24 protein-coding genes are annotated in these 23,285 nt (G+C 68.7%); 20 read left to right on the top strand and 4 right to left on the bottom strand.

Annotation, left to right across the window (positions count from 1 at the left end; translation table 11 throughout):
• The first annotated feature begins 41 nt into the window (after nt 1-41).
• The 16 genes from ABD331_RS40565 (at nt 42) to ABD331_RS40490 (ending at nt 17,572) form a co-directional block, all read left to right on the top strand.
• Complete coding sequence (locus ABD331_RS40565) at nt 42-1,295, top strand: geranylgeranyl reductase family protein (RefSeq protein ID WP_344487500.1); 1,254 nt, start codon at nt 42-44, stop codon at nt 1,293-1,295.
• A 64-nt stretch (nt 1,296-1,359) separates the two neighbouring features.
• Complete coding sequence (locus ABD331_RS40560; protein ID WP_080043646.1) at nt 1,360-1,755, top strand: NADH-quinone oxidoreductase subunit A; 396 nt, start codon at nt 1,360-1,362, stop codon at nt 1,753-1,755.
• A gap of 2 nt (nt 1,756-1,757) precedes the next feature.
• Nucleotides 1,758-2,309 (top strand): NuoB/complex I 20 kDa subunit family protein, encoded by a 552-nt coding sequence (locus tag ABD331_RS40555; RefSeq protein WP_148441645.1) that lies wholly within the window; start codon nt 1,758-1,760, stop codon nt 2,307-2,309.
• A 53-nt stretch (nt 2,310-2,362) separates the two neighbouring features.
• Nucleotides 2,363-3,001, top strand: a complete 639-nt coding sequence (locus ABD331_RS40550) for an NADH-quinone oxidoreductase subunit C (protein ID WP_344487680.1) — start codon at nt 2,363-2,365, stop codon at nt 2,999-3,001.
• Nucleotides 2,998-4,323 carry an NADH-quinone oxidoreductase subunit D gene (locus ABD331_RS40545; RefSeq protein WP_344487495.1) on the top strand — a complete coding sequence of 442 codons (1,326 nt, stop codon included), beginning with the start codon at nt 2,998-3,000 and terminating at the stop codon, nt 4,321-4,323. The genes ABD331_RS40550 and ABD331_RS40545 overlap by 4 nt, the downstream gene beginning before the upstream one ends.
• A complete protein-coding gene (gene nuoE, locus ABD331_RS40540) occupies nt 4,320-4,976 on the top strand; it encodes an NADH-quinone oxidoreductase subunit NuoE (RefSeq protein WP_344487493.1) in 657 nt (218 codons plus the stop codon). The genes ABD331_RS40545 and nuoE overlap by 4 nt, the downstream gene beginning before the upstream one ends.
• Nucleotides 4,973-6,262 carry an NADH-quinone oxidoreductase subunit NuoF gene (gene nuoF, locus ABD331_RS40535; RefSeq protein ID WP_148441641.1) on the top strand — a complete coding sequence of 430 codons (1,290 nt, stop codon included), beginning with the start codon at nt 4,973-4,975 and terminating at the stop codon, nt 6,260-6,262. The genes nuoE and nuoF overlap by 4 nt, the downstream gene beginning before the upstream one ends.
• Complete coding sequence (locus ABD331_RS40530) at nt 6,259-8,637, top strand: NADH-quinone oxidoreductase subunit G (protein WP_344487491.1); 2,379 nt, start codon at nt 6,259-6,261, stop codon at nt 8,635-8,637. The genes nuoF and ABD331_RS40530 overlap by 4 nt, the downstream gene beginning before the upstream one ends.
• Nucleotides 8,634-9,920, top strand: a complete 1,287-nt coding sequence (gene nuoH, locus ABD331_RS40525; RefSeq protein ID WP_344487489.1) for an NADH-quinone oxidoreductase subunit NuoH — start codon at nt 8,634-8,636, stop codon at nt 9,918-9,920. The genes ABD331_RS40530 and nuoH overlap by 4 nt, the downstream gene beginning before the upstream one ends.
• The gene (gene nuoI, locus ABD331_RS40520; protein WP_148433094.1) at nt 9,907-10,422 is read left to right on the top strand and encodes an NADH-quinone oxidoreductase subunit NuoI; all 516 of its coding nucleotides are present in this window, start codon (nt 9,907-9,909) and stop codon (nt 10,420-10,422) included. Before nuoH ends, nuoI begins: the two co-directional genes overlap by 14 nt.
• Nucleotides 10,415-11,218 carry an NADH-quinone oxidoreductase subunit J gene (locus tag ABD331_RS40515; RefSeq protein WP_344487486.1) on the top strand — a complete coding sequence of 268 codons (804 nt, stop codon included), beginning with the start codon at nt 10,415-10,417 and terminating at the stop codon, nt 11,216-11,218. The genes nuoI and ABD331_RS40515 overlap by 8 nt, the downstream gene beginning before the upstream one ends.
• The gene (gene nuoK / locus ABD331_RS40510) at nt 11,215-11,511 is read left to right on the top strand and encodes an NADH-quinone oxidoreductase subunit NuoK (protein WP_344487484.1); all 297 of its coding nucleotides are present in this window, start codon (nt 11,215-11,217) and stop codon (nt 11,509-11,511) included. Before ABD331_RS40515 ends, nuoK begins: the two co-directional genes overlap by 4 nt.
• Before the next feature lie 73 nt (nt 11,512-11,584).
• Nucleotides 11,585-13,423: an NADH-quinone oxidoreductase subunit L gene (gene nuoL, locus ABD331_RS40505; RefSeq protein ID WP_344487678.1), complete on the top strand. Its 1,839-nt coding sequence runs from the start codon at nt 11,585-11,587 to the stop codon at nt 13,421-13,423.
• The gene (locus tag ABD331_RS40500) at nt 13,423-14,982 is read left to right on the top strand and encodes an NADH-quinone oxidoreductase subunit M (RefSeq protein WP_344487482.1); all 1,560 of its coding nucleotides are present in this window, start codon (nt 13,423-13,425) and stop codon (nt 14,980-14,982) included. The genes nuoL and ABD331_RS40500 overlap by 1 nt, the downstream gene beginning before the upstream one ends.
• Nucleotides 14,979-16,571: an NADH-quinone oxidoreductase subunit NuoN gene (gene nuoN, locus ABD331_RS40495; protein ID WP_344487480.1), complete on the top strand. Its 1,593-nt coding sequence runs from the start codon at nt 14,979-14,981 to the stop codon at nt 16,569-16,571. Before ABD331_RS40500 ends, nuoN begins: the two co-directional genes overlap by 4 nt.
• A gap of 11 nt (nt 16,572-16,582) precedes the next feature.
• Entirely contained in the window at nt 16,583-17,572 is a 990-nt protein-coding gene (locus tag ABD331_RS40490) for a polyprenyl synthetase family protein (protein ID WP_344487478.1), read from the top strand.
• Here ABD331_RS40490 and rarD read toward each other — a convergent pair.
• Nucleotides 17,548-18,480 (bottom strand): EamA family transporter RarD, encoded by a 933-nt coding sequence (gene rarD / locus ABD331_RS40485; RefSeq protein ID WP_344487476.1) that lies wholly within the window; start codon nt 18,478-18,480, stop codon nt 17,548-17,550. The two genes, ABD331_RS40490 and rarD, sit on opposite strands and share 25 nt — an antisense overlap.
• A 213-nt stretch (nt 18,481-18,693) precedes the next feature.
• Here rarD and ABD331_RS40480 point away from each other — a divergent pair, with 213 nt between their 5' ends.
• The 3 genes from ABD331_RS40480 (at nt 18,694) to ABD331_RS40470 (ending at nt 20,725) form a co-directional block, all read left to right on the top strand.
• The gene (locus tag ABD331_RS40480; protein WP_344487474.1) at nt 18,694-19,002 is read left to right on the top strand and encodes a type II toxin-antitoxin system prevent-host-death family antitoxin; all 309 of its coding nucleotides are present in this window, start codon (nt 18,694-18,696) and stop codon (nt 19,000-19,002) included.
• 3 nt (nt 19,003-19,005) lie between these two features.
• Nucleotides 19,006-19,524, top strand: coding sequence for a type II toxin-antitoxin system RelE family toxin (locus ABD331_RS40475; protein ID WP_344487472.1), 519 nt, complete (start codon nt 19,006-19,008; stop codon nt 19,522-19,524).
• 268 nt (nt 19,525-19,792) lie between these two features.
• Nucleotides 19,793-20,725, top strand: a complete 933-nt coding sequence (locus ABD331_RS40470) for a GNAT family N-acetyltransferase (protein ID WP_344487470.1) — start codon at nt 19,793-19,795, stop codon at nt 20,723-20,725.
• Nucleotides 20,726-20,739: 14 nt separating this feature from the next.
• Here the strand turns inward: ABD331_RS40470 and ABD331_RS40465 are convergent, their stop codons facing one another.
• A complete protein-coding gene (locus ABD331_RS40465) occupies nt 20,740-21,207 on the bottom strand; it encodes a hypothetical protein (RefSeq protein WP_344487468.1) in 468 nt (155 codons plus the stop codon).
• Between the two features lie 218 nt (nt 21,208-21,425).
• On the opposite strand from ABD331_RS40465, the gene ABD331_RS40460 reads away from it, so the two are divergent.
• Entirely contained in the window at nt 21,426-21,653 is a 228-nt protein-coding gene (locus ABD331_RS40460; protein ID WP_344487466.1) for a Rossmann-fold NAD(P)-binding domain-containing protein, read from the top strand.
• 24 nt (nt 21,654-21,677) lie between these two features.
• Here the strand turns inward: ABD331_RS40460 and ABD331_RS40455 are convergent, their stop codons facing one another.
• Both ABD331_RS40455 and ABD331_RS40450 read right to left on the bottom strand, forming a co-directional pair.
• Entirely contained in the window at nt 21,678-22,358 is a 681-nt protein-coding gene (locus tag ABD331_RS40455) for an NADPH-dependent F420 reductase (protein ID WP_344487464.1), read from the bottom strand.
• Nucleotides 22,355-23,251, bottom strand: a complete 897-nt coding sequence (locus ABD331_RS40450; RefSeq protein ID WP_344487462.1) for a helix-turn-helix domain-containing protein — start codon at nt 23,249-23,251, stop codon at nt 22,355-22,357. Before ABD331_RS40450 ends, ABD331_RS40455 begins: the two co-directional genes overlap by 4 nt.
• Nucleotides 23,252-23,285: the final 34 nt, after the last annotated feature.

The following is a 23,285-nucleotide window of genomic DNA, read 5'->3' as shown; positions in this document are numbered from 1 at the left end:
CACCCCACGGCCTTCGAGCGTGTAGGGACAGGATCAGTCCAGTGACCGTGCCAACAGCCAATCAGGCTGACGCCGACATCATTGTGGTCGGCGCCGGTCCCGCCGGTTCCGCAACCGCCTTTTATCTCGCTCAGGCCGGCCTCGACGTGTTGCTCCTGGAGAAGACCAGGTTCCCCCGCGAGAAGGTCTGCGGCGACGGCCTGACCCCGCGAGCGGTCAAGCAGTTGCAGAACATGGGCGTCGACATCGACGCACCCGGCTGGGTCAGGAACAAGGGCCTGCGCGTCGTCGGCGGCGGCCTGCGCTTCGAGCTCGACTGGCCGCAGCTGGAGCGCTTCCCCGACTTCGGGCTCGTCCGCACCCGCCAGGACTTCGACCAGATCGTCGCCGCCAACGCCGTCAAGAACGGCGTGCGCCTCATGGAGGGCGTCAACGTCACCGGTCCCATCCTTGACGACCGCAGCGGCCACATCGTCGGCGTGACCACCAAGGACGGCCGGGAGTTCCGCAGCCGCGTGGTCGTGGCGGCCGACGGCAACAGCACCCGCCTGGCCCTGGGCATGGGCCTGCACAAGCGGGAGGACCGCCCGATGGGCGTGGCCGTGCGGACCTACTTCCAGAGCCCGCGCCACGACGACGACTACCTCGAGACCTGGCTGGAGCTGTGGGACGAGGACACGCTGCTGCCCGGCTACGGCTGGGTGTTCGGCGTCGGCGACGGCACGTCCAACGTGGGGCTCGGCCTGCTCAACACCAGCTCACAGTTCGGCAACATCGACTACCGCGACCTCCTGCGCCGCTGGTGCCGTTCGATGCCGCAGGACTGGGGCTTCACCGAGGAGAACATGACGGCCCCGATCCGCGGCGCCGCGCTCCCGATGGCCTTCAACAGGCAGCCCCACTACACCCGCGGCCTGCTGCTCGTGGGAGACTCCGGCGGGTCGATCAACCCGTTCAACGGCGAGGGCATCGCGTACGCCATGGAGACAGGGGAGATCGCCGCCGAGATCATCGCCAAGGCCTTAAGGGGCACCACCCCCGCGCAACGCGAGCGGATCCTGCGGACCTATCCTCAGGTGCTGAAGGACGCCTACGGCGGTTATTTCACGCTCGGGAGGTTGTTCGTCGAGGCGATTGGGAAGCCGGGTGTGATGAGCTTCGGCACCAGGCACGGGCTCCCTCACCCGAGGCTGATGCGCTTCGCGCTCAAACTCCTTGGTAATCTCACCGACCGGCGAGGCGATGCGTCAGACATGATCATCAACGCACTCTCAAAGGTCGCGCCATCAGCATGAATCTCGCAATCAACAGATCCGGCTGCGCGCCCGCGCGCGCGGCGACTCCAGAGGAGGCGTAGCGATGGACCTTTACGTGCCCATCCTGGTGCTCGCCGTTCTCGCGGGGGGCTTCGCGATCTTCTCGGTCGCCATCGCTCCCTTCACCGGTCCCAAGCGCTGGAACCGCGCCAAGCTCGACGCCTACGAATGCGGCATCGAGCCCACGCCCCAGCCTGTCGGTGGTGGACGGTTCCCGCTCAAATACATGATCACGGCGATGCTCTTCATCGTCTTCGACATCGAGATCATCTTCCTATACCCGTGGGCCGTCTCGTTCGCTCCGCAGACGGACGACCTCGGCCGCGTGCTCTCCTCGGGCCTCGGCCTGTTCGCGCTCGTCGAGATGCTGCTGTTCATCGTCACCGTGCTCGTCGCCTACGCGTACGTGTGGCGCCGCAAGGGTCTGGACTGGGACTGAAAATGGGACTTGAAGAGAAACTCCCCAGCGGGTTCATCCTCAGCACGGTCGAAGCGGCCGCGGGATGGGCGCGGAAGAACTCCGTGTGGCCGGCCACGTTCGGCCTCGCGTGTTGCGCCATCGAGCTGATGGCCACCGGTGGCCCCCACTACGACCTGGCGCGCTTCGGTATGGAGCGCGCTTCGGCGTCTCCCCGGCAGGCCGACCTGATGATCGTGGCCGGCCGCGTGTCGCAGAAGATGGCGCCCGTCCTGCGCCAGATCTACGACCAGATGGCCGAGCCCAAGTGGGTCATCTCCATGGGCGTGTGCGCCTCCAGCGGCGGCATGTTCAACAACTACGCCATCGTGCAGGGCGTCGACCACGTCGTCCCGGTGGACATCTACCTGCCGGGCTGCCCGCCGCGGCCCGAGATGCTGATCGACGCGATCGTGAAGCTGCACGACAAGATTCAGAACATGAAGTTCGGCGCGCACCGTGCCAAGCAGATCGAGGAGCTCGAGCTGCAGGCGCTGCGCACGCTGCCGCTGATCGACCAGGGGGCCGGAAAGTGACCTCGCCCGACAACCTGCCCGAGGTCCCCGACGCGCAGGTCCCCGAGACGCCCATGGCGCAGGAGCCGCCGGTCGCCCGCCTCGGCATGTTCGGCGCCCACGACAGCGGCGACACCTCCGGTTACGGCGGCCTCGTCGTGCGCCGGGCGCCGCAGATCTCGACGCCGCGCCCGTACGGGAGCTACTTCGACGAGATCGTCGACGCCCTCGCGCTCGACGACGCGATCGAGCGCGTGGTCGTGGACCGCGGCGAGCTGACCCTGCACGTCAAGCGGGAGCGGCTGGTCGAGGTCGCGCAGAAGCTGCGCGACGACCCCGCCCTGCGCTTCGAACTGTCGACCGGCGTGTCGGGCGTGCACTACCCGCACCTGGCGGGCGAGGAGCTGCACGTGGTCATGCACCTGGTCTCGCTCACCTACAACCGGCGCGTGCGCGTCGAGGTGAGCGCGCCGGACTCCGACCCGCACATCCCCTCCACGGTCGGCGTTTACCCTGGTCACGACTGGCACGAGCGCGAGACGTACGACTTCTTCGGGATCATCTTCGACGGTCACCCCGCGCTCACCCGGATCATGATGCCGGACGACTGGGACGGTCACCCGCAGCGGAAGGACTACCCGCTCGGCGGCATCCCGGTCGAGTACCGCGGCGCCACCATCCCCTCGCCTGACCAGAGAAGGAGCTACTCATGAGCACCGCTTATGACGAGGCGACCGAGGGCAAGGTCTATTCGGTCAACGGTGCTGACTGGGACCAGGTCGTCACCGGCGTGCGCGACTCCGAGGAGGAGCGCCTGGTCGTCAACATGGGCCCGCAGCACCCCTCCACGCACGGCGTGCTCCGGCTGGTGCTGACGCTCGACGGCGAGACGGTGACCGAGGCGCGCGGCGTCATCGGCTACCTGCACACCGGCATCGAGAAGAACATGGAGTACCGGACGTGGACCCAGGGGACCACGTTCGTGACCCGCATGGACTACCTCTCGCCGATCTTCAACGAGACCGCGTACTGCCTCGGCGTGGAGAAGCTGCTCGGCATCACCGACCGCGTGCCCGAGCGGGCGCAGGCCATCCGCGTGATGATGATGGAGCTCAACCGCATCGCCTCGCACCTGGTAGCGATGGGCACGTTCGGCATGGAGCTGGGCGCGACCACGCCGTTCCTGTTCGGGTACCGCGATCGTGAAATGATCATGGACCTGTTCGAGTACATCACCGGCCTGCGCATGAACCACGCCTACATCCGCCCCGGCGGCGTCAGCGTGGACCTGCCCGCCGGCGCGGTGGACAAGGTCGGCGAGTTCCTCAAGGAGATGCCCAAGCGGATCAAGGACATCCGCAAGCTTCTCGACGAGAACCCCGTCTACACCCGCCGCACCAAGGACGTGGCCTACCTCGACCTGACCGGCTGCATGGCGCTCGGCGTCACCGGCCCGATCCTGCGCGCCGCCGGCCTCCCGTGGGACCTGCGCAAGTCGCAGCCCTACTGCGGTTACGAGACCTACGAGTTCGACGTCGCCACCGAGCGCGGCTGCGACGTGTTCTCGCGCTACCTCGTCCGCATGAAGGAGATGGAGGAGTCCCTCAAGATCATCGAGCAGGCGCTGGACCGCATCGCCGGTCCGCTCAAGGGCGACCCTGTCATGATCGAGGACAAGAAGATCGGCTGGCCCGCGCAGCTCGCGCTCGGCCCCGACGGGTTCGGCAACTCGCCCGACCACATCGCCCACATCATGGGCACCTCCATGGAGGCCCTCATCCACCACTTCAAGCTGGTGACCGAGGGCTTCAGGGTGCCGGCCGGCCAGGCGTACGCCAGCATCGAGTCGCCCAAGGGCGAGCTCGGCGCGCACGTGGTCAGCGACGGCGGCACGAGGCCGTACCGCGTGCACTTCCGCGAGCCGTCCTTCTGCAACCTGCAGAGCTTCCCCGCGATGGCGGAGGGCGGCCAGATCGCCGACGTGATCGCCGCGGTGGCTTCTATCGACCCCGTCATGGGAGGTGTGGACCGGTGACATATTCACCGGAGATCCGTGAGCGTCTGGAGCGGGACGCCAAGGAGATCATCGGGCGGTACCCCAAGACCCGCTCTGCCCTGCTCCCGCTGCTCCACCTCGTGCAGTCCGAGGACGGCTACGTCTCGGACGACGGGCAGGAGTTCTGCGCGGAGCTGCTCGGCATCAGCAAGGCCGAGGTCACGGGCGTCGCGACCTTCTACACCATGTACAAGCGCAAGCCCGCCGGCGAGTACCACGTCGGCGTGTGCATCAACGCGCTGTGCGCGGTCATGGGCGGCGACCAGATCTGGGAGGAGCTCTCCGAGCACGTCGGCGTCGGTCACGAAGAGGCGACCGCCGACGGCAAGATCTCGCTGGAGCGCCTGGAGTGCAACGCGGCCTGCGACTTCGCCCCCGTCATGATGGTCAACTGGGAGTTCTTCGACAACCAGACCCCCGCGTCGGCCAAGCAGCTCGTGGACGACCTGCGTGACGGCAAGGACGTGGCGCCCACGCGCGGCCCGAAGAAGCTGTGCACGTTCAAGCAGGCCTCGCGGGTGCTCTCCGGCCTGCCCGACGAGCTCGCGGGCGAGGGCCCGTCGGCCGCCGGCGCCTCGCTGGAGGGCCTGAAGGTCGCCAAGGCCAAGGGATGGAAGGCACCGGAGGCATGAGCACGACTTTGACACCGGTCCTGACCGCGAACTGGGACCAGCCCAACTCCTTCACCCTCGACTCCTACGGTGAGTACGAGGCGGCCAAGAAGGCGCTGGGCATGGACCCCGACGCGGTCATCCAGGCCGTCAAGGACTCGGGCCTGCGCGGCCGCGGCGGCGCGGGCTTCCCCACCGGCATGAAGTGGGGCTTCATCCCGCAGGGCGACGGCAAGCCGCACTACCTCGTCGTCAACGCCGACGAGTCGGAGCCGGGCACCTGCAAGGACATCCCGCTCATGATGGCCAACCCGCACGCGCTGGTCGAGGGCATCATCATCACCTCGTACGCGATCCGGGCCAACCACGCCTTCATCTACGTGCGGGGCGAGGTGCTGCACGTCATCCGGCGGCTGCACGCGGCCGTGCGCGAGGCGTACGAGAAGGGCTACCTGGGCACGGACGTCTTCGGCTCCGGCTACGACCTGGAACTCGTCGTGCACAGCGGCGCGGGCGCCTACATCTGCGGCGAGGAGACGGCACTGCTGGACTCGCTCGAAGGCTTCAGAGGTCAACCGCGGCTCAAGCCCCCGTTCCCGGCCGTGGCGGGCCTGTACGCCTCGCCTACTGTGGTCAACAACGTCGAGTCGATCGCGTCTGTTCCCTCGATCATCGCCAACGGCGCCGAGTGGTTCGCCGGGATGGGCACCGAGAAGTCCAAGGGCTTCGGCATCTTCTCCCTCAGCGGCCACGTCACCAGGCCCGGCCAGTACGAGGCTCCGCTCGGCATCACGCTGCGCGAGCTGCTCGACATGGCCGGCGGCATCCGCGAGGGGCACCAGCTCAAGTTCTGGACCCCGGGCGGCTCCTCCACGCCGATCTTCACCGACGAGCACCTCGACGTGCCGCTCGACTTCGAGGCGGTCGGCGCCAAGGGCTCCATGCTCGGCACCCGCGCGCTGCAGATCTTCGACGAGACCACCTGCGTGGTCCGCACGGTGCTGCGCTGGACCGAGTTCTACGCCCACGAGTCCTGCGGCAAGTGCACGCCCTGCCGCGAGGGCACGTACTGGCTCAAGCAGGTGCTCAAGCGCCTGGACAAGGGCCAGGGCACCGAGGAGGACCTGGCCACGATCACCGACATCGCGGACAACATCCTGGGCCGCTCGTTCTGCGCGCTGGGTGACGGCGCGACGAGCCCGATCCACTCCTCGGTGAAGTACTTCCGCGAGGAGTACCTCAAGCACTTCGAGATCGGCGGTTGTCCGTTCGACCCGAAGAAGTCCACTCTCTGGGGTGAGCAGTGACCGTCGTAGAGACAGAAGTGAACCTGGTGACCCTGACCATCGACGGGTTCCAGGTCAGTGTCCCCAAGGGCACGTTGATCATCAGGGCCGCCGAGCTGCTGGGCATCCAGATCCCCAGGTTCTGCGACCACCCGCTGCTCGACCCGGCCGCCAACTGCCGGCAGTGCCTGGTCGACATCCCCGACGCGGGCAACGGCCGCGGCTTCCCCAAGCCGCAGCCGTCGTGCGCGATCGAGGTCGCCGAGGGCATGGTGGTGCAGACCCAGCTCACCTCGCCGGTCGCCGAGAAGGCGCAGCGCGGGGCCATGGAGCTGCTGCTCATGAACCACCCGCTGGACTGCCCGGTCTGCGACAAGGGCGGCGAGTGCCCCCTGCAGAACCAGGCCATGTCCAACGGCCAGGGCGAGTCCCGCTTCCAGGAGCAGAAGCGCACCTTCCCCAAGCCGCTGCCGCTGTCGACGCAGGTGCTGCTCGACCGCGAGCGCTGCGTCCAGTGCGCCCGCTGCATCCGCTTCTCCGACCAGATCGCCGGTGACCCGCTCATCGAGTTCTTCGAGCGCGGCGCCAAGGAGCAGGTGCGGACGGCCGACGGCAAGCCGTTCAACTCCTACTTCTCCGGCAACACGGTGCAGATCTGCCCGGTCGGCGCGCTCACCGGCGCCGCCTACCGCTTCCGCGCCCGCCCGTTCGACCTGGTCTCCACGCCCAGTTCGTGCGAGCACTGCGCCGGCGGCTGCGCCCTGCGCACCGACCACCGGCGCGGCCGGGTCACCCGCCGCCTGGCGGGCAACGACCCGCAGGTGAACGAGGAGTGGAACTGCGACAAGGGCCGCTGGGCGTTCACCTACGCGCAGCAGCCCGACCGCCTCAAGCAGCCGCTGGTCCGCAACGAGGAGGGCGTGCTCGTGCCCGCCTCGTGGCCGGAGGCGCTGACGGTGGCAGCGGAGGGCCTGGCCAGGGCGCGCGGCAAGGCGGGCGTGCTGGTCGGCGGCCGGGTCACGGTCGAGGACTCCTACGCCTACGCCAAGTTCGCCAGGCTCGCGCTCGGCACCAACGACGTCGACTTCCGCTCCAGGCCGCACTCCGCCGAGGAGGCGCAGTTCCTGGCCCACGCGGTGGCCGGCAAGGGCATCGAGATCAGCTACACCGACCTCGAGAACGCCCCGCACGTGCTGCTCGTCGGGTTGGAGCCCGAGGACGAGTCGCCGAGCGTCTTCCTGCGCCTGCGCAAGGCGTGGCGGAAGAAGGGCCTCAAGGTCTCCGCCATCGCGCCGTTCGCGTCCCTGGGCCTGACGAAGATGGGCGGCACGCTCATCCGCACCGCCCCCGGCGGCGAGGCCGACGCGATCGGCGACCTGGTCGGCACGCTGGCCGAGGGCACGATCGTGCTGGCCGGCGAGCGCCTGGCCACCGTGCCCGGCGCGCTGTCCGCGCTGGTCAGGCTGGCCGCCGCCTCCTCCGGCGTGCGGATCGCCTGGATCCCGCGCAGGGCCGGTGAGCGCGGCGCCGTCGAGGCGGGCGCGCTGCCCAACCTGCTGCCGATCGGCCGCCCCGTGGACGACGAGAGCGCCAGGGCCGAGGTCGCCAGGGCGTGGAACGTGGCCTCGCTGCCCGCCACGCCCGGCCGCGACACCTCCGGCATCCTCGCCGCCGCCCGCGACGGCGAGCTGGAAGCGCTGGTCGTCGCGGGCGTCGACCCCTACGACCTGCCCGACCCGGCGGCGGCGCTCGACGCTCTGGAGCACACGCCGTTCATCGTCAGCCTGGAGATCCGCGCCAGCGCCGTCACCGACCGCGCCGACGTGGTCCTGCCCGTCGCGGCGGTGCAGGAGAAGGGCGGCACGTTCGTCAACTGGGAGGGCAGGGGCCGCTCGTTCGAGGCGCCGCTCAAGGTGCCCGGCCTGCAGTCCGACCTCGCCGTGATCGGTAACCTGGCCGACCGCATGGACGTGCACCTGGGCCTGCCGGACGCCAAGTCCGCCCGGCGCGAGCTGTCCAGCCTCGGCTCCTGGCGCGGCAGCCGCATCAGCGCGCCGGTCGCCCTGGCCCGCGCGGTGGACCTGCCGGCGCAGGGCCAGGCGCTGCTGGCCACCTGGCACCTGCTGCTCGACGAGGGCAGGCTGCAGGACGGCGAGCCGTACCTCGCGGGCACCGCCCGCCCCGCCGAAGCACTGGTCTCCGAGAGCACCGCCGCCGAGCTGGGCGTCGCGGACGGCGACAAGCTCGTCGTCGGTGAGAACGTCACCCTGCCGGTGCGCGTCGCCGACCTGCCCGACCGCGTGGTCTGGGTGCCGGCGAACTCCGGCGGCTGCTCGGTCACGCGTGACCTGCGCGCGGTGGCCGGCGACATCGTCACCATCGGGAGCGCCTCATGAGTCCCACCCTGGAGAACTTCGGCCACGATCCGCTGTGGATCACCATCATCAAGGCCGTCATGCTGTTCGTCTTCCTGATGCTGGGCGTCCTGTTCGGTGTCTGGTTCGAGCGCAAGCTGATCTCGCGGATGCAGAACCGGTACGGCCCCAACCGGGCCGGCAAGTTCGGTCTGCTGCAGTCGGTCGCCGACGGCCTGAAGATGGGCCTGAAGGAGGACCTCTTCCCGCGGACCGTGGACAAGGTGCTCTACCTGCTGGCCCCGATCATCATGGTGGTGCCGGCCTTCCTGGCCTTCTCCATCGTGCCGTTCGGGCCGGTGGTCAACCTGTTCGGCGTGCAGACGCCGCTGCAGCTCGTGGACCTGCCGGTGGCGGTGCTGTTCATGCTGGCCATGGGCGCGGTGTCGGTGTACGGCGTGGTGCTGGCCGGGTGGTCGTCGCGCTCGCCGTACGCGCTGCTGGGCGGGCTGCGCTCGGCCGCCCAGGTGGTCTCCTACGAGATCGCGATGGGCCTGTCGTTCGTGGCCATCTTCCTGTTCGCCGGCACGCTGTCCACCTCCGAGATCGTCAAGGCGCAGGAGCAGACCTGGTTCGCGGTGCTGCTCATCCCGTCCTTCCTGGTCTACGTGGTGTGCATGTTCGGCGAGGCCGCGCGCATCCCGTTCGACCTGCCCGAGGGCGAGGGCGAGCTGGTCGGCGGCTTCCAGACCGAGTACTCCTCCTCGCTGAAGTTCGCGCTCATCATGATGGGCGAGTACCTGCACACCTTCACCGCCTCGGGCATCGCGGTCACCCTGTTCCTGGGCGGCTGGCGGGCTCCGGCGCCGATCTCCACGTTCTGGGAGGGCGCCAACCAGGGCTGGTGGCCGGTGCTGTGGTTCTTCATCAAGTTCGTGCTGACGTTCTGCTTCATCGTGTGGGTGCGCGCCTCGCTGCCCCGGGTGCGCTACGACCAGCTCATGTCGCTGGGCTGGAAGGTGCTCATCCCGGTCAACCTGGCCTGGATCCTGCTGGTCGCCGCGGTGCGCAACGTGGTGGTCAACCCGGAGAACCGGACGATCGGCATCGGGCTCGGCGTGGTCATCGTGATCGGCGCGCTGGCCATCTGGATGCGCTTCGACACCGTGAACCAGCGGCGCAAGGAAGCGAAGAAGGCTCAGGTGGAGGCCGAGTTCGAGCAACTGTCCGAGGAGCCGGCGGCCGGTGGCTTCCCTGTCCCGCCGCTCGACCTGCCGCACTACCACGGGGTGCAGCACAAGGAGATTCCCAGTGGGACTAACTGATTGGCTGAACCCCGTCAAGGGCTTCGGGGTCACCTTCCACACGATGTTCAAAAAGCCCGTCACGACGAACTACCCGGAGGAGAAGAAGCCCACGGCTCCTCGCTTCCACGGGCGTCACCAGCTCAACCGCTGGCCGGACGGGCTGGAGAAGTGCGTCGGGTGCGAGCTGTGCGCCTGGGCGTGTCCGGCCGACGCGATCTACGTCGAAGGCGCGGACAACACCGAGGAGGAGCGCTTCTCACCCGGTGAGCGCTACGGGCGCACGTACCAGATCAACTATCTGCGGTGCATCCTGTGCGGCCTGTGCATCGAGGCCTGCCCGACCCGCGCGCTCACCATGACCAACGAGTACGAGCTCGCCGACACCAACCGCGAGAGCCTCATCTACACCAAGGAGATGCTGCTCGCGCCGTTGACCCAGGGCATGGAGCAGCCGCCGCACCCCATGCGCCTCGGTGAGACCGAAGAGGATTACTACCGGCTGGGGCGGACCAATGGGTGAGACCATCACTTTCTGGGTGCTCGCCGTCGTCTCCGTCGGCGCCGCGCTCGCCATGGTCTTCAACCGCAAGGCCGTGTACTCCGCGCTGATGCTCGGCACCGTGATGCTCTGCCTGGCCGTCCTGTACGCCGTGCAGGACGCGCCCTTCCTGGCCGCGGTGCAGATCATCGTCTACACCGGCGCGATCATGATGCTGTTCCTGTTCGTGCTGATGCTCGTGGGCGTCGACTCCTCCGACTCCTTCGTGGAGACGCTCAAGGGCCAGCGCTTCTGGGCGATCATCGCGGGCCTCGGCTTCCTGGTGCTCATCGTGGTGGCCGTCGGCAACGCGATCTTCGCCCCGGAGGTCGGCCTGGCGCAGGCCACCGGGCAGGGCGGCTACATCCGCTCGATCGCGCTGCTGCTGTTCACCAAGTACGTGTTCGCGTTCGAGATCACCTCGGCGCTGCTCATCACGGCCGCGCTGGCCGCCATGGTGCTCGCGCACCGCGAGAAGCTCACCGAGAAGGTCACGCAGAAGGACCTGTCCCGCGCCCGCTTCCTCAGCGACCGCCCCTCGCCGCTGCCGGGCCCCGGCACGTACGCCAGGAGCAACGCCATCGACATGCCGGCGCTGCTGCCCGACGGCTCCGTCGCGGAGGACTCGGTCAACCGCTACATCGCGCGCTACGACGTCGAGCACGACCACCTGCCCGAGGACCCCAAGCTCGCCGAGGCGATCAAGCACACCGCCGAGATCGACGAGGCCCCGACCGAGGCGGAGAAGGACGCCGAGACCAATGAGGTGACCAAGTGACCACGCACTACCTCGTCCTGTCCGGCATCCTCTTCGCCATCGGCGCCATCGGCGTGCTGATCAGGCGCAACGCGATCGTGGTGTTCATGTGCGTCGAGCTCATGCTCAACGCCTGCAACCTCGCCTTCGTCACCTTCTCCAGGCAGGTCGGCAACCTGGAAGGCCAGATCATCGCGTTCTTCGTGATGGTGGTGGCCGCGGCCGAGGTCGTGGTCGGCCTGGCCATCATCGTGACGATCTTCCGAACCCGCAGGTCCGCGTCGGTCGACGACGCCAACCTGCTGAAGTACTAAGAGGTGACTGGTGGAATCTCATATCGCTGAGATCGTCCAGCACACCGGTGGAGTGATCGGCAACGCCTGGCTGATGATCGCCTTCCCGCTCGTCGGGGCGTTCATCCTGCTGGTGTTCGGCCGGTTCACCAACCGCTGGGGCCATCTGCTGGGCGTGGCCATGTCCCTCGCCTCGTTCGTCGTGGCGGTGCTGGCGTTCTTCGAGCTGATCGGGTTCGGGGCGGAGGAGCGCCGCCGGGCGGTGCACCTCTACGAGTTCATCCCCGGCATGGTGGACATGGGGCTGCTCATCGACCCCCTGTCCATCAGCTTCGCGCTGCTGATCACCGGTGTGGGCTCGCTGATCCACATCTACTCGATCGGCTACATGGCTCACGACGAGCACCGCCGCAGGTTCTTCGCCTACCTGAACCTGTTCGTGGCCGCGATGCTCCTGCTGGTGCTGGCCGACAACTACGTCGGGCTGTTCATCGGCTGGGAGGGCGTCGGCCTGGCCTCGTACCTGCTGATCGGCTTCTGGCAGTTCAAGCCGTCGGCGGCGGTCGCCGCCAAGAAGGCGTTCGTCGTCAACCGCGTCGGTGACTTCGGCCTGCTGGTCGGCATGTTCGTCATCTGGACCACGTTCGGCTCGCTCGCCTTCAAGGACATCCCGGTCAACGGCGCCGAGAGCGGCACCACGCTCGCCATCGGCCTGCTGCTGCTCCTCGGCGCGTGCGGCAAGTCGGCGCAGCTCCCGCTGCAGTCCTGGCTCCTGGACGCCATGGAGGGCCCGACCCCGGTCTCGGCGCTCATCCACGCCGCGACCATGGTCACCGCCGGCGTCTACCTGGTCGTCCGCTCCGGGGCGTTCTTCTTCCCCGAGGGCTCGGGCGCCGCGCTCGCCGTCGCCATCGTCGGCGCGGCCACGCTGCTCGCCGGTGCGATCATCGGTTGCGCCAAGGACGACATCAAGAAGGGCCTGGCCGGCTCGACGATGTCGCAGATCGGCTACATGATGCTCGGCGCGGGCCTCGGCCCCGCGGGGTACGCCTTCGCGATCGGCCACCTGATCACGCACGGCTTCTTCAAGGCCGACATGTTCCTCGGCGCCGGTTCCGTCATGCACGGCATGAACGACGAAGTGGACATGCGCAAGTACGGCGCGCTCCGCAAGGTCATGCCGATCACGTTCATCACGTTCTTCATCGGCTACCTGGCGATCATCGGGTTCCCGCTGCTGTCCGGCTACTTCACCAAGGACGGCATCATCGAGACCGCGGTGCACCACCAGCCGATCCTGGGCTGGCTGGCCGTGCTGGGCGCCGGGCTCACCGGCTTCTACATGTCGCGGATGGTCTTCATGACCTTCTTCGGGCAGAAGCGGTGGGCCGACGACGCCCACCCGCACGAGTCGCCGCTGGTCATGACGGTGCCGCTGATGATCCTTTCGCTCGGTGCGCTGGGCCTGGGCGCCTACCTCGTCCTGAGCAACCGGCTCCTGCTGTTCCTCGCGCCGGCCGTCGGCCAGCCTGAGGAGCTGCCGCACTTCGCCCCGTTCGCCCCGTCCGGCCTGGCGACGCTGGGGCTGGTCGCGGTCGGTGCGATCATCGCCTGGATGAGGTACGGCAGGGCCGAGGTGCCGTCGGTGCAGCCGCGCGGCTCCTTCCTCACCACGTTCGCCCGGCGCGACCTCTACGGTGACGCGCTCAACGAGTCGCTCTTCATGCGTCCCGGCCAGTGGCTCACCCGCCTCGCGGTGTTCTTCGACAACCGCGGCATCGACGGGATCGTCAACGGCCTGGCGGCGGGCATCGGCGGCAGCTCCGGGCGCCTTCGGCGGGTCCAGACGGGCTTCGCCAGAACGTACGCGCTGTCCATCTTCATCGGTGCCGCCCTGCTGACCGGCGCCCTGCTCCTCGTTGGGAACATCTGATGTCACCCTGGCTTCCGATACTCATGGCGGTGCCCGTGGTGGGCGCCATCGTGGTGGCCCTGCTTCCCAAGGGCAGTGACAAGCTGGCCAAGCAGGTAGCGCTGCTCGTCTCGCTGGTGGTGCTGGTCCTCACGGGCATCGTGGCGGCCGGGTTCTCGCCGTCCGGCGAGCGCTTCCAGTTCCGCGCCGAGTACAACTGGATCCCGAGCTTCGGCGTGAAGTTCGGGGTCGGCGTGGACGGCGTGGCGCTGGTGCTCATCGCCCTGTCTGCGGTGCTGGTGCCGATCGTGATCCTGGCCTCGTGGCACGACGCCGACGGGGTCAAGACGGCTGACGGCACGGTCATCGCGCCGAAGCGGTCGGTGAAGACGTACTTCTCGCTGCTGCTCGTCCTGGAAGCGATGATGATCGGCGTCTTCGCGGCGACCGACATCTTCCTGTTCTACGTCTTCTTCGAAGCCATGCTGATCCCGATGTACTTCATGATCGGGTCGTACGGCGGCGCCCAGCGGTCCTACGCGGCCGTCAAGTTCCTGCTGTACTCGCTGTTCGGCGGCCTGCTCATGCTGGTCGCGGTCATCGGGCTGTACTTCGTCGCGGGCAAGCAGACGTTCATGTTCCCCGAGCTCGTCGGGGCCATCCAGGACCCGACGATGCAGAAGTGGCTCTTCGGCGGCTTCTTCATCGCCTTCGCCATCAAGGCGCCGCTGTGGCCGGTGCACACCTGGCTGCCCGACGCCGCCGCGCAAGCCCCGGCCGGCGCCGCGGTGCTGCTGGTGGGCGTGCTGGACAAGGTCGGCACGTTCGGCATGCTGCGCTTCTGCCTGGAGCTGTTCCCGGACGCCGCCAAGGCGTTCACGATGCCGATCGTCGTCCTGGCGGTCATCAGCATCATCTACGGCGCCATCGTGGCGATCGGCCAGACCGACATGAAGCGGCTCATCGCCTACACGTCGATCTCGCACTTCGGCTTCATCGTGCTGGGCGTGTTCGCCATGTCGTCCGTCGCCCAGTCCGGGGCGGCGCTTTACATGGTCAACCACGGCTTCGCCACCGGCGCGCTGTTCCTGGCGGCGGGCTTCCTCATCGCCAGGCGCGGGTCGCCGTTCATCTCCGACTACGGAGGCGTGCAGAAGGTCGCCCCGCTGCTCGCGGGCTTCTTCCTGGTCGCCGGTCTGGCCGGGCTCTCGCTGCCGGGCCTGTCGTCCTTCGTCAGCGAGTTCATGGTGATGATCGGCACGTACTCCAGCACCGCCCACGGCTCGGGCGCGCTGACCGTGGCCGCGATCGTCTCCGCGGTGGCCGTGATCCTCGCGGCCGTCTACATCCTGTGGATGGTCCAGCGGACCATCAACGGGCCGACGGCCGAGCCGGTCAAGGCGTTCAAGGACCTGAACGCCCGCGAGGTCTGGGTGCTGGCTCCGCTGGTCGCCCTCATCATCGGCTTCGGCTTCTTCCCCAAGCCGCTGCTCGATGTGATCAACCCGTCTGTGCAACAGACGCTGACCAACGTGAAGGTGCCCACCTCCACCATCGCTGAGAAGGGGACAGGTCAGTGAACCCCGCCATCGAAGCGCCGACGATCGAGTACGGCACGCTGGCGCCGCTGCTGATCATCTTCGGCGCGGCCTGCATCGGCGTGCTCGTCGAGGCGTTCGCGCCGCGCTACCTGCGCAAGTCCATCCACGTGCCGCTCACGCTGCTGAGCCTGGCCGGCGCGTTCGCGCTGGTCCTGGTGCAGACGCTGCGCGGCCAGGTGTCCACCACGGCCTCCGCCATGGGCGCGGTCGCCGTGGACGGTCCCGCCCTGTTCATCTGGGGCATCATCCTCGTCCTGTCGTTCGTCTGCGTGCTGCTGATCAACGACGAGGGGCACTTCGTGGCCTCCGCCGCGGCCGTACCGGGCAGCGCCGACGAGGAGGAGGCCGAGGCGCACGACAACGGCACCGGCCACACCGAGGTCTACCCGCTGGTCCTGTTCGCCGTGGGCGGCATGCTGCTCTTCCCGGCCGCGCACGACCTGCTGATGATGTTCGTGGCCCTAGAGGTCATGTCGCTGCCGCTGTACCTGCTGTGCGGCCTGGCCCGCAGGCGCCGCCTCCTGTCGCAGGAGGCTTCCATGAAGTACTTCCTGCTGGGCGCGTTCTCCTCGGCCTTCTTCCTGTACGGCACCGCCATGGTGTACGGCTTCGCGGGCACCGTCTCGCTGCCCGGCATCAACCAGGCCATGGCCGCGGGCAACACGCTCGACCCGCTGCTGCTGGTCGGGTTCGCGCTGCTCGGCGTGGGCCTGCTGTTCAAGATCGGCGCCGCGCCGTTCCAGGCCTGGAAGCCGGACGTCTACCAGGGCGCGCCGACCCCGATCACCGCCCTCATGGCCTCCGGCACGCTGGTGGCGGCCGTCGGCGCCGTGCTGCGGGTGTTCTGGGTGGGTCTGGGCAACCTCGACTGGGAGTGGCGGCCGGTCATCTGGGCTGTTGCCGCGCTCACGATGATCGTCGGCTCGATCCTGGCGATCACGCAGACCGAGATCAAGCGGATGCTGGCGTACTCGTCCATCGCGCACGCCGGCTTCCTGCTGGTCGGCGTGATGGCCACGTACGGCAGCGGCGAGCAGAACGCGGGCTCGCTCAAGGCGATCCTGTTCTACCTGGCGGTCTACGGCATCGCCACGGTCGGCGCGTTCGCCGTGCTGACGCTGGTGCGCGACCCGGGCGGCGAGGCGGGGCACCTGTCGCGCTGGGCCGGTCTCGGCAAGCGCGCGCCGGTCCTGTCCGGGGTGTTCGCCTTCTTCCTGCTCGCGTTCGCCGGCATCCCGCTGACCAGCGGTTTCATGGGCAAGTACGCCGTGTTCGCCGCCGCGCTGAACAGCGGCACGCAGCCCGGCGACTCCATGGGCGGCTGGATGGCCGGCCTGGTCGTCGTGGGTGTCGTCGCCTCGGCGGTCGCCGCGTTCTTCTACGTCCGCGTGATCGTGCTGATGTTCTTCAGCGAGCCGGCGGCCGACGGCCCGGCGATCGCGGTGCCCAGTATGGGGACCGTGGCCGTCATCGCGGTTTCGCTGCTGGTTACCGTAGGGGTGGGGCTCTACCCGGAGTCCGTGCTCGGTGTTGCCAACGACGCTGCTAGCAGCCTGTTCATCAGATAAGGGGATCTCGTATGTCTGCGCCTCCCGTGGTTGACCTTCCCATTGCGGACGAGCGGTTGGCGCAGGACGTGGCCAACGGACTGGCCGCAGTCGAGAAGCTCCTGCGCTCGTCGGTGGAGACGGAGGACGCCTTCGTCACCGAGGTGTCCAAGCACCTCATCGAGGCGGGCGGCAAGCGGTTCCGTACCTTGATGGTGCTGCTCGCCGCCCAGTTCGGAGACCCGTCGGCGCCGGGCGTGGTGCCCGGCGCCGTGGTCATCGAGCTGACCCACCTCGGCTCGCTCTACCACGACGACGTCATGGACGAGGCCCCGGTCCGCCGGGGCTCACCGTCCGCCAACGCCCGGTGGGACAACACCGTGGCGATCCTCACCGGCGACTACCTGTTCGCCCAGGCCTCGGACCTGCTCGCCGACCTCGGCCCCGAGCTGATCCGCATCCAGGCCCAGACATTCTCCCGGCTCGTCCAGGGCCAGATCCGCGAGACCGTCGGCCCGCGCGCCGACGAGGACCCGATCGCCCACTACCTGGGCGTCCTGGCCGACAAGACCGGCTCGCTCATCGCCGCCTCCGGCCGCTTCGGCGCGCTGCTGTCCGGCTCGCCCGCGGACGTCGAGGAGCGCCTCAGCCGGGCCTGCGAGGCGATCGGCGTGGCCTGGCAGCTCGGCGACGACCTGCTGGACGTGGCCTCAACCGGCGCCCAGTCGGGCAAGACACAGGGCACGGACCTGCGCGAGGGCATCAAGACGCTCCCCGTCCTGTACGCGCTGGCCGCCGACGACTCCCCGCGCCTGACGGCCCTGCTGTCGGGCCCCGTGGCCGAGGAGGACGTCGAGGAGGCCCTGACCCTGCTGCGCGCCCACCCCGGCATGGCGCGGGCGCGGGCGGAGCTGGAGGCGTGGGTGAACCGCGCCAGGGCCGACATCTCGGGCCTGCCCGACATCCCGGCCAAGGACGCGTTCCTGTCGCTCTGCGACTACGTGGTCGAGCGCTCCGGCTGAAGCAGCCGTGCCTGCATCCTGCGGGCGGTACGGGTCTTCCGTGCCGCCCGCAGGCTGTCGTAGGTGAACACGGCCAGCGCCAGCCACACGATCGAGAACCCGATCCACCGGCTCGACGGCATGACCTCCCCGGCGACCAGCACCCCGCACGCGAACTGCAGGATCGGCGCGATGTACTGCAGCAGCCCGATCGTGCTCAGCGGCACGCTGATGGCCGCCGCCCCGAAGCAGATCAACGGCACCGCCGTCAGCAGCCCCGTCCCGACCATCAGCAGCACATGCCCGGAGCCCTCCTGCCCGAACGTCGCCTCCCCGCCCACCTGCAGAAACCCCAGGTATCCCAGGGCGGGCAACAACATGATCAGATTCTCGACGGCCAGGCTCTCGGTCCCCGCCACCCCGGCCCGCTTCTTCACCAGCCCGTAGATCCCGAAACTCAACGCCAGCGTCAGCGCCACCCACGGCAGCCGTCCATAGTCGAACGTCAGCACCAGCACCGCCAGGGCCCCGAACCCCACCGCCACCCACTGCAGCGGCCGCAGCCGCTCCCGCAGCAACACCACCCCGAACAGCACGTTCACCAGCGGGTTGATGAAGTACCCCAGCGAGCCTTCCACGATCTGATTCGAGTTGACCGCGTAGATGTAGACACCCCAGTTGACGGTCACGAACAGCGCGGCGACCGCGAGCAGGCCGAGCTTGCGCGGCTGCCGCACGATCTCCTTGATCCATGCCCAGTGCCTGCGTATGGCCAGCACCACCAGGACCGTCACCAGCGACCACACCATGCGGTGCGCGAGGATCTCGACGGCGCCGGAAGGCTTCAGCAGCGGCCAGTACAGGGGGAAGAGGCCCCACATGATGTAGGCGGCGATCCCGAACAGGACGCCACGGCGGAGGTCAGGCATGTAACTGATTGTCGGGCCTTACCACCCTTAAATACAAATTCGTCCCACTAAGCGGAAATGTGTAGATGTTCTTAAGTGTTGGCGTGTGTGCCCGGCCTATGGAGCAGCGCTATGGGCTGGCTGTTCGGTGGCAACAAGACATCGATGGTCCGGCCCGAGGACCGTGCGCTGACCGGCATCGCGGTTCTGTGCAGAAAGATATACAGTTAAGGCATGACTGTCCTGCGCGACGCTACTGAGCTGAGCGTCACGGAAGCGGCCCAGCGAGGGGTTGCCCGCCTGGTGGCCGATGCGGAGCAGGGGACAGATCTGGTGGTCACCCGTCGGCATCAGCCGGTGGCGGCTGTGGTAAGCATCCGCCGGCTCAACGAGTTGGAGGAGGCTGCGGCCGACCTGCGTGATCTGGCGCTTGTGCTTGCCCGGTCGGTCACGGACACGGGAGAGCGAGTCTCGCTCGATGAGGTGCTCGTCGCTTTCGGGCATACTCGTGAATCCCTGGCCGCCATCCCCGATGACGAGTGATACATGTCCGACGTCGTCTTCACGGCGCCGGCGGTTGATGACCTCCGACGCATCGGCCCGGACGCGGTGCCCAAGGTGCTCAAAGAGATCCTTCTCCTGCTGGATGAACCCGAGGCCGGCTACCCGCTTGGCGGGGAACTGACAGGTTTCCGGAAGCTCGTCGTCGGTCGCTACACCTGGCGCGTCGTCTATCGCATCACCGAGGACAAGTCGGTGGAGATCTGTGAAGTGTGGGCCGTAGGTGAGCGGGCCGACGCGGAAGTCTATGCCGAGGCTACGGCGAGGGTTCGCGAGGCGGGTGCCGATCGCCCGGAGATTGTCCAGCTCGGTCAGGTGATCGAGCGTCTTGGCACGATCGCCGATCACATTCGCGTGGAGACGACGCCGCCCAGAGAACCGGTTCCCGATTGGCTCGCGGACCGGTTGATCTACACGGTAGGGATGGCTCGCGAGGACGTCGCCGCTCTTGATCTCCAAGAGGCGGTCGACTTGTGGGCTGAGTTCCGATCGAAGCCGCGTTAGGTCGCACATCTATGGCCTGAAGTGAAGCACTACCACCAGCCAAGGTGCCCAACGGGTGCTGCGGGGATCGGTGGCACGGGTGTCTCCCGTGCTGCCCCCGTAGGTATCGCGCTGCTGGCGAGTGATCTGTCCCTTCCGGCGATCCCTCTTGTGCGGATCGCCGGGATGCGGTGTTAAGAGAGTGTCGGCTCCGCGGACAGGGTGACGGTCATGGGCACTCCTTGATGGACGAGACGTTCACCAGTTGGGTGATTGGCTACCATTTGGGATGATTTCCTACCGCGCGGTCGCCCCCACGGAACTCGACCGAGTAACCGCCTGGACCGTCACCGAGCCCGTCGGCTGGATCCCCGCCGACCGCTACCTCGCAGAGCTGGCCGACCACATGTACCGCCCGGAATGGACCTGGATAGCCGAAGCCGGCGACCGGATGGTCGGGCGGGCGTTGTGGTGGGGGCCGAAGGACAGCGCCCAGCCGGTGGCACTCGACTGCCTGGACGTGGATCCGAGCGTGGAGAAGCGGGCAGAGGTCGCCGCGGAGCTGATCAAAGCAGCGCTGGCCGGGTTCCCGGAGCCGGTGCAGTACGCGATCAAGGCGGGCGGCGGATGGCGGGACGATCCGGTGGTGGCGGCGGCTGTGGAGTGGCGGCGGGCGGCCGGGCGTGCGGCGGGGCTGACGCAGGAGGTGGAGCGGCTGCAGTTCGAGTGGACACCGGGCGCCGGGGTGCCCAAGGCGGCCGGGGGGTTGCGGTTCGCGCAGGCGTCCGATGAGGAGTTTCTCGCGGTGTTCGCGAGGATCGCCGAGGGGAGCCTGGACGCTCAGACGCGGGCGAGCCTGGCGGCGAAGGGGGCGGAGGCCACCGCGCGTGCGGAGATGGACTTCTACCTGGGGGCGCCGGGAGAGCGGGAGTGGTGGCGGATCGCCTATACGCCCGACGGGGACGTGGCCGGGATGGCGATCCCGTCGGCGACGCCGTACAGCGTGAATGTGGGGTATCTCGGGGTGGTGCCTGAGCTGCGCGGGCGAGGGCTTGTGGACGAGTTGCTCGGCGAGATCACCCGCATTCACGTGACGAACGGAGCGAGCCGGATCACCGCCACCACCGACGTGGGGAACGCGCCGATGGCGGACGCGTTCCGGCGGGCCGGATACCGCAACACGGAGATCCGGATCAATCTCTCCAACGAGTTCGAGGGGTGAGGGCGGCGCGGTGATCAGCAGACGCCCGGTAGCCCGCACACCTTGGCGGCCATTTTTCTGGCGTTCTTGGTTAGTCTGCCCGGGTCGTAGAAGCCCTCGTCGCCCGCCTTGGCCTTGCTCGTCCGCCACTGGATCTTCAGGCGTGGCTCAGCGGGGTCGCTCTTGCGCGCGCACCGCTTGGCGTCGGCGCGCAGGCGGGCGAGGGCGGAGTGGGCGGCGCGCGGGGTCCTGTAGAGGATGAGCTGTTCGGAGGAGCCGCTCGGGGCGCTCGTCCAGTGCGTGATCGTGCGGGCCGCCTGCCGGTCGCGGTCGGTGGGGCGTCTGTGCAGGCAGGGGTTGAGTGTCAGCGGGGCGGTCAGCTTGTCGCTGATCGTGTAGCCCTCTTCGAGGTTCGGCTTTCGGCGTGCGTCCGGTTCCGTGAGGAGGAAGTTCGCCGGGAGCTGGGGCGCGGGGGTGAGGGTCAGCAGCAAGGCGAGCGTCACACTGATCATGGTGGGTTGGACGCCCGGGTGAAGGGCTTGGTTCGGGTGACGGCCCTGGCCCGGTCCGGTGGCGTGCGTGAGCGGGTGGAGGGGCGCGGTGCCCGGGAGCCTGCGGGACCTGGAGACGTTGCGGGCGGCGGCCGGCGCCGTGGTGCACACGGCCGTCGACTACGAGCTGCCTGAGATGGGCGAGGTGGAGGACGGCGATGCTGGGCGGGATGAGCGCCGGGAGCACGTTGCTCTACACCAGCACCGGGCTGGTCTACCCGGACACCCGGGGCGTCCTCGTGGACGAGGAGCCGGCGCTCGACCCGGCCACGTCGCCGCAGCCGTACAAGATGCTGGCCGCCGACCGGGTGGCGGGCGCGGTGATCAGGGCGGGGCTGGTGTACGGGCGGGGCGGGTCGAAGCTGCCGCAGGGGCTGATCGCCGACGGACCGTCGTGAACGCCGTCTCGCCGCTGACGGACGTCAGCGCTTGGCGGCGTCCAGGTCGGCCCGGATGCGCTCGGCGCCGGCCGGGACGCCCGGCGATTCCCAGAAGTTCGCGCTGTCGCCCGCGTACGCGTCGCCATACACCGGCGTTCCCGGCTGGAACCGCCACCCCTCCGCCAGCGGGCCCGCGTCCACGGCGTCGTAGCCGATCGCGTCCAGGAACGCGCTGGCCTCCTGCTTGGCGGCGGCGTCGTCACCGGCGATCGGCAGAGCGCTGCGGTCGGACGCGCCGGCGGGGCGGGGCAGCGCCTTCAGATGCTCGGAGTAGATGTTGTTGAACACCTTGACGACCGCAGACGCGGGAAGGTGCTGCTGCAGCAGCTCGCTCGACGTGGTCGAGCTGTCGTCGAGCTGCGGGAAGTCCCCGTCGCGCTGTGAGTAGTAGTTGTTCGTGTCGAGGACGGTCTTGCCGGCGAGCGGCTCCACCGGCACGTCACGATAAGCCCGCAGCGGAATGCTGACGACGACCAGGTCTCCGGCCGCCGCGGCTTCGGCCGGGGTCGCCGCGCGGGCCTTGGGCCCCAGCTCGGCCACCAGGTCCTGGAGCGTCTCGGGCCCCCGGGAGTTGCTGAGCACGACGTCGTAGCCGGCCGCGACGGAGAGCCGGGCGACGGTGCCGCCGATGTGTCCGCTGCCGATGAAGGCGATTGTCGTCATGACGGCCCCAACTGCGGGGGAGGGTGCGGCATTCCCGCTGGAACCGATGGCCGGAGCGTGGTCGTGTCGGCCAGGTGGCGCAGCCTGGCCTCCGACTCCGAGCCCGCCTCGGCGGCGAACAGGTCCATGCCCTGCAGCTCCGGGTCGCCTGGCAGGGTGACGAGTTCCGCCGACAGCCGCAGCTCGCCCACGTCCGGGTGGTCGAGGACGTAGTCGCGGTGCGTCGCGGCGGCCACCTGGTGCTCCCGCCACAGCTCGCGGAACTCGGCGCTCTCCTGGAGCAGGGCCTCGACGTGGGCTTTGACGTGCGGGTTCGCCGGGTAGCGGGCGGTCAGGACGCGTAGCTGCGCCACGTGCTCGCCGGCCAGGCGCGGCCAGCGTTCGCCGTGCAGGCGTTTGATCCCGTCGTCCGTGAAGATCAGGTGGGCGATCGTCCTGCGTTCGTCGGGGATCGCGGCGAAGTCGGCGAAGACCGCGGCGGCGAGCCTGTTCCAGGCCACGATGTTGGCGTGGCGGCCCAGGACGAACGCCGGAGTCAGCACGAGCGAGTCGAGCAGCCGCTGCAACCCCGGCCGCACCGCCGCCTGCGGGACGTCGCGGCAGCGGTGCGCCGGATGGGCCAGCGCGTGCAGGTACGCCCGCTCGTCTGCGGTCAGGCGCAGCACGTCGGCGATGGCGTCCAGCACCTCGGTGGAGACGTTCTGGCTGCGTCCCTGCTCAAGGCGGGTGTAGTGGGTGACGCTCACGCCGGCCAGCAGCGCCAGCTCCTCGCGGCGCAGGCCGCGCACCCGGCGGGTGTTGCTGCTCGGGAACGGCACGCCGACGTCCTCCGGGCGCAGCCGAGCCCGGCGGGACTTCAGGAACTCGCTCAGCTCCACGCTTCGATCCGACATCCCGCTCAGCCTAGGCAACATTTGACTAGCCAAG

Origin of the sequence: Nonomuraea monospora (genome assembly GCF_039531895.1) — a bacterium.
GTDB classification, from domain to species: domain Bacteria; phylum Actinomycetota; class Actinomycetes; order Streptosporangiales; family Streptosporangiaceae; genus Nonomuraea; species Nonomuraea monospora.
The sequence above is the reverse complement of the archived record's forward strand: the minus strand, read 5'-3'. Positions and strand labels throughout refer to the sequence as shown.

What these genes read in the sequence shown, in the direction of transcription:
- ABD331_RS40560 (WP_080043646.1), top strand. Translation starts at nt 1,360, where the DNA reads ATGGACCTTTACGTGCCCATCCTGGTGCTCGCCGTTCTCGCGGGGGGC.
- ABD331_RS40555 (WP_148441645.1), top strand. Translation starts at nt 1,758, where the DNA reads ATGGGACTTGAAGAGAAACTCCCCAGCGGGTTCATCCTCAGCACGGTC.
- ABD331_RS40550 (WP_344487680.1), top strand. Translation starts at nt 2,363, where the DNA reads ATGGCGCAGGAGCCGCCGGTCGCCCGCCTCGGCATGTTCGGCGCCCAC.
- ABD331_RS40545 (WP_344487495.1), top strand. Translation starts at nt 2,998, where the DNA reads ATGAGCACCGCTTATGACGAGGCGACCGAGGGCAAGGTCTATTCGGTC.
- nuoF (WP_148441641.1), top strand. Translation starts at nt 4,973, where the DNA reads ATGAGCACGACTTTGACACCGGTCCTGACCGCGAACTGGGACCAGCCC.
- nuoH (WP_344487489.1), top strand. Translation starts at nt 8,634, where the DNA reads ATGAGTCCCACCCTGGAGAACTTCGGCCACGATCCGCTGTGGATCACC.
- ABD331_RS40515 (WP_344487486.1), top strand. Translation starts at nt 10,415, where the DNA reads ATGGGTGAGACCATCACTTTCTGGGTGCTCGCCGTCGTCTCCGTCGGC.
- nuoL (WP_344487678.1), top strand. Translation starts at nt 11,585, where the DNA reads ATGATCGCCTTCCCGCTCGTCGGGGCGTTCATCCTGCTGGTGTTCGGC.
- ABD331_RS40500 (WP_344487482.1), top strand. Translation starts at nt 13,423, where the DNA reads ATGTCACCCTGGCTTCCGATACTCATGGCGGTGCCCGTGGTGGGCGCC.
- ABD331_RS40490 (WP_344487478.1), top strand. Translation starts at nt 16,583, where the DNA reads ATGTCTGCGCCTCCCGTGGTTGACCTTCCCATTGCGGACGAGCGGTTG.
- rarD (WP_344487476.1), bottom strand. Translation starts at nt 18,480, where the DNA reads ATGCCTGACCTCCGCCGTGGCGTCCTGTTCGGGATCGCCGCCTACATC.
- ABD331_RS40480 (WP_344487474.1), top strand. Translation starts at nt 18,694, where the DNA reads ATGACTGTCCTGCGCGACGCTACTGAGCTGAGCGTCACGGAAGCGGCC.
- ABD331_RS40475 (WP_344487472.1), top strand. Translation starts at nt 19,006, where the DNA reads ATGTCCGACGTCGTCTTCACGGCGCCGGCGGTTGATGACCTCCGACGC.
- ABD331_RS40470 (WP_344487470.1), top strand. Translation starts at nt 19,793, where the DNA reads ATGATTTCCTACCGCGCGGTCGCCCCCACGGAACTCGACCGAGTAACC.
- ABD331_RS40460 (WP_344487466.1), top strand. Translation starts at nt 21,426, where the DNA reads ATGAGCGCCGGGAGCACGTTGCTCTACACCAGCACCGGGCTGGTCTAC.
- ABD331_RS40455 (WP_344487464.1), bottom strand. Translation starts at nt 22,358, where the DNA reads ATGACGACAATCGCCTTCATCGGCAGCGGACACATCGGCGGCACCGTC.
- ABD331_RS40450 (WP_344487462.1), bottom strand. Translation starts at nt 23,251, where the DNA reads ATGTCGGATCGAAGCGTGGAGCTGAGCGAGTTCCTGAAGTCCCGCCGG.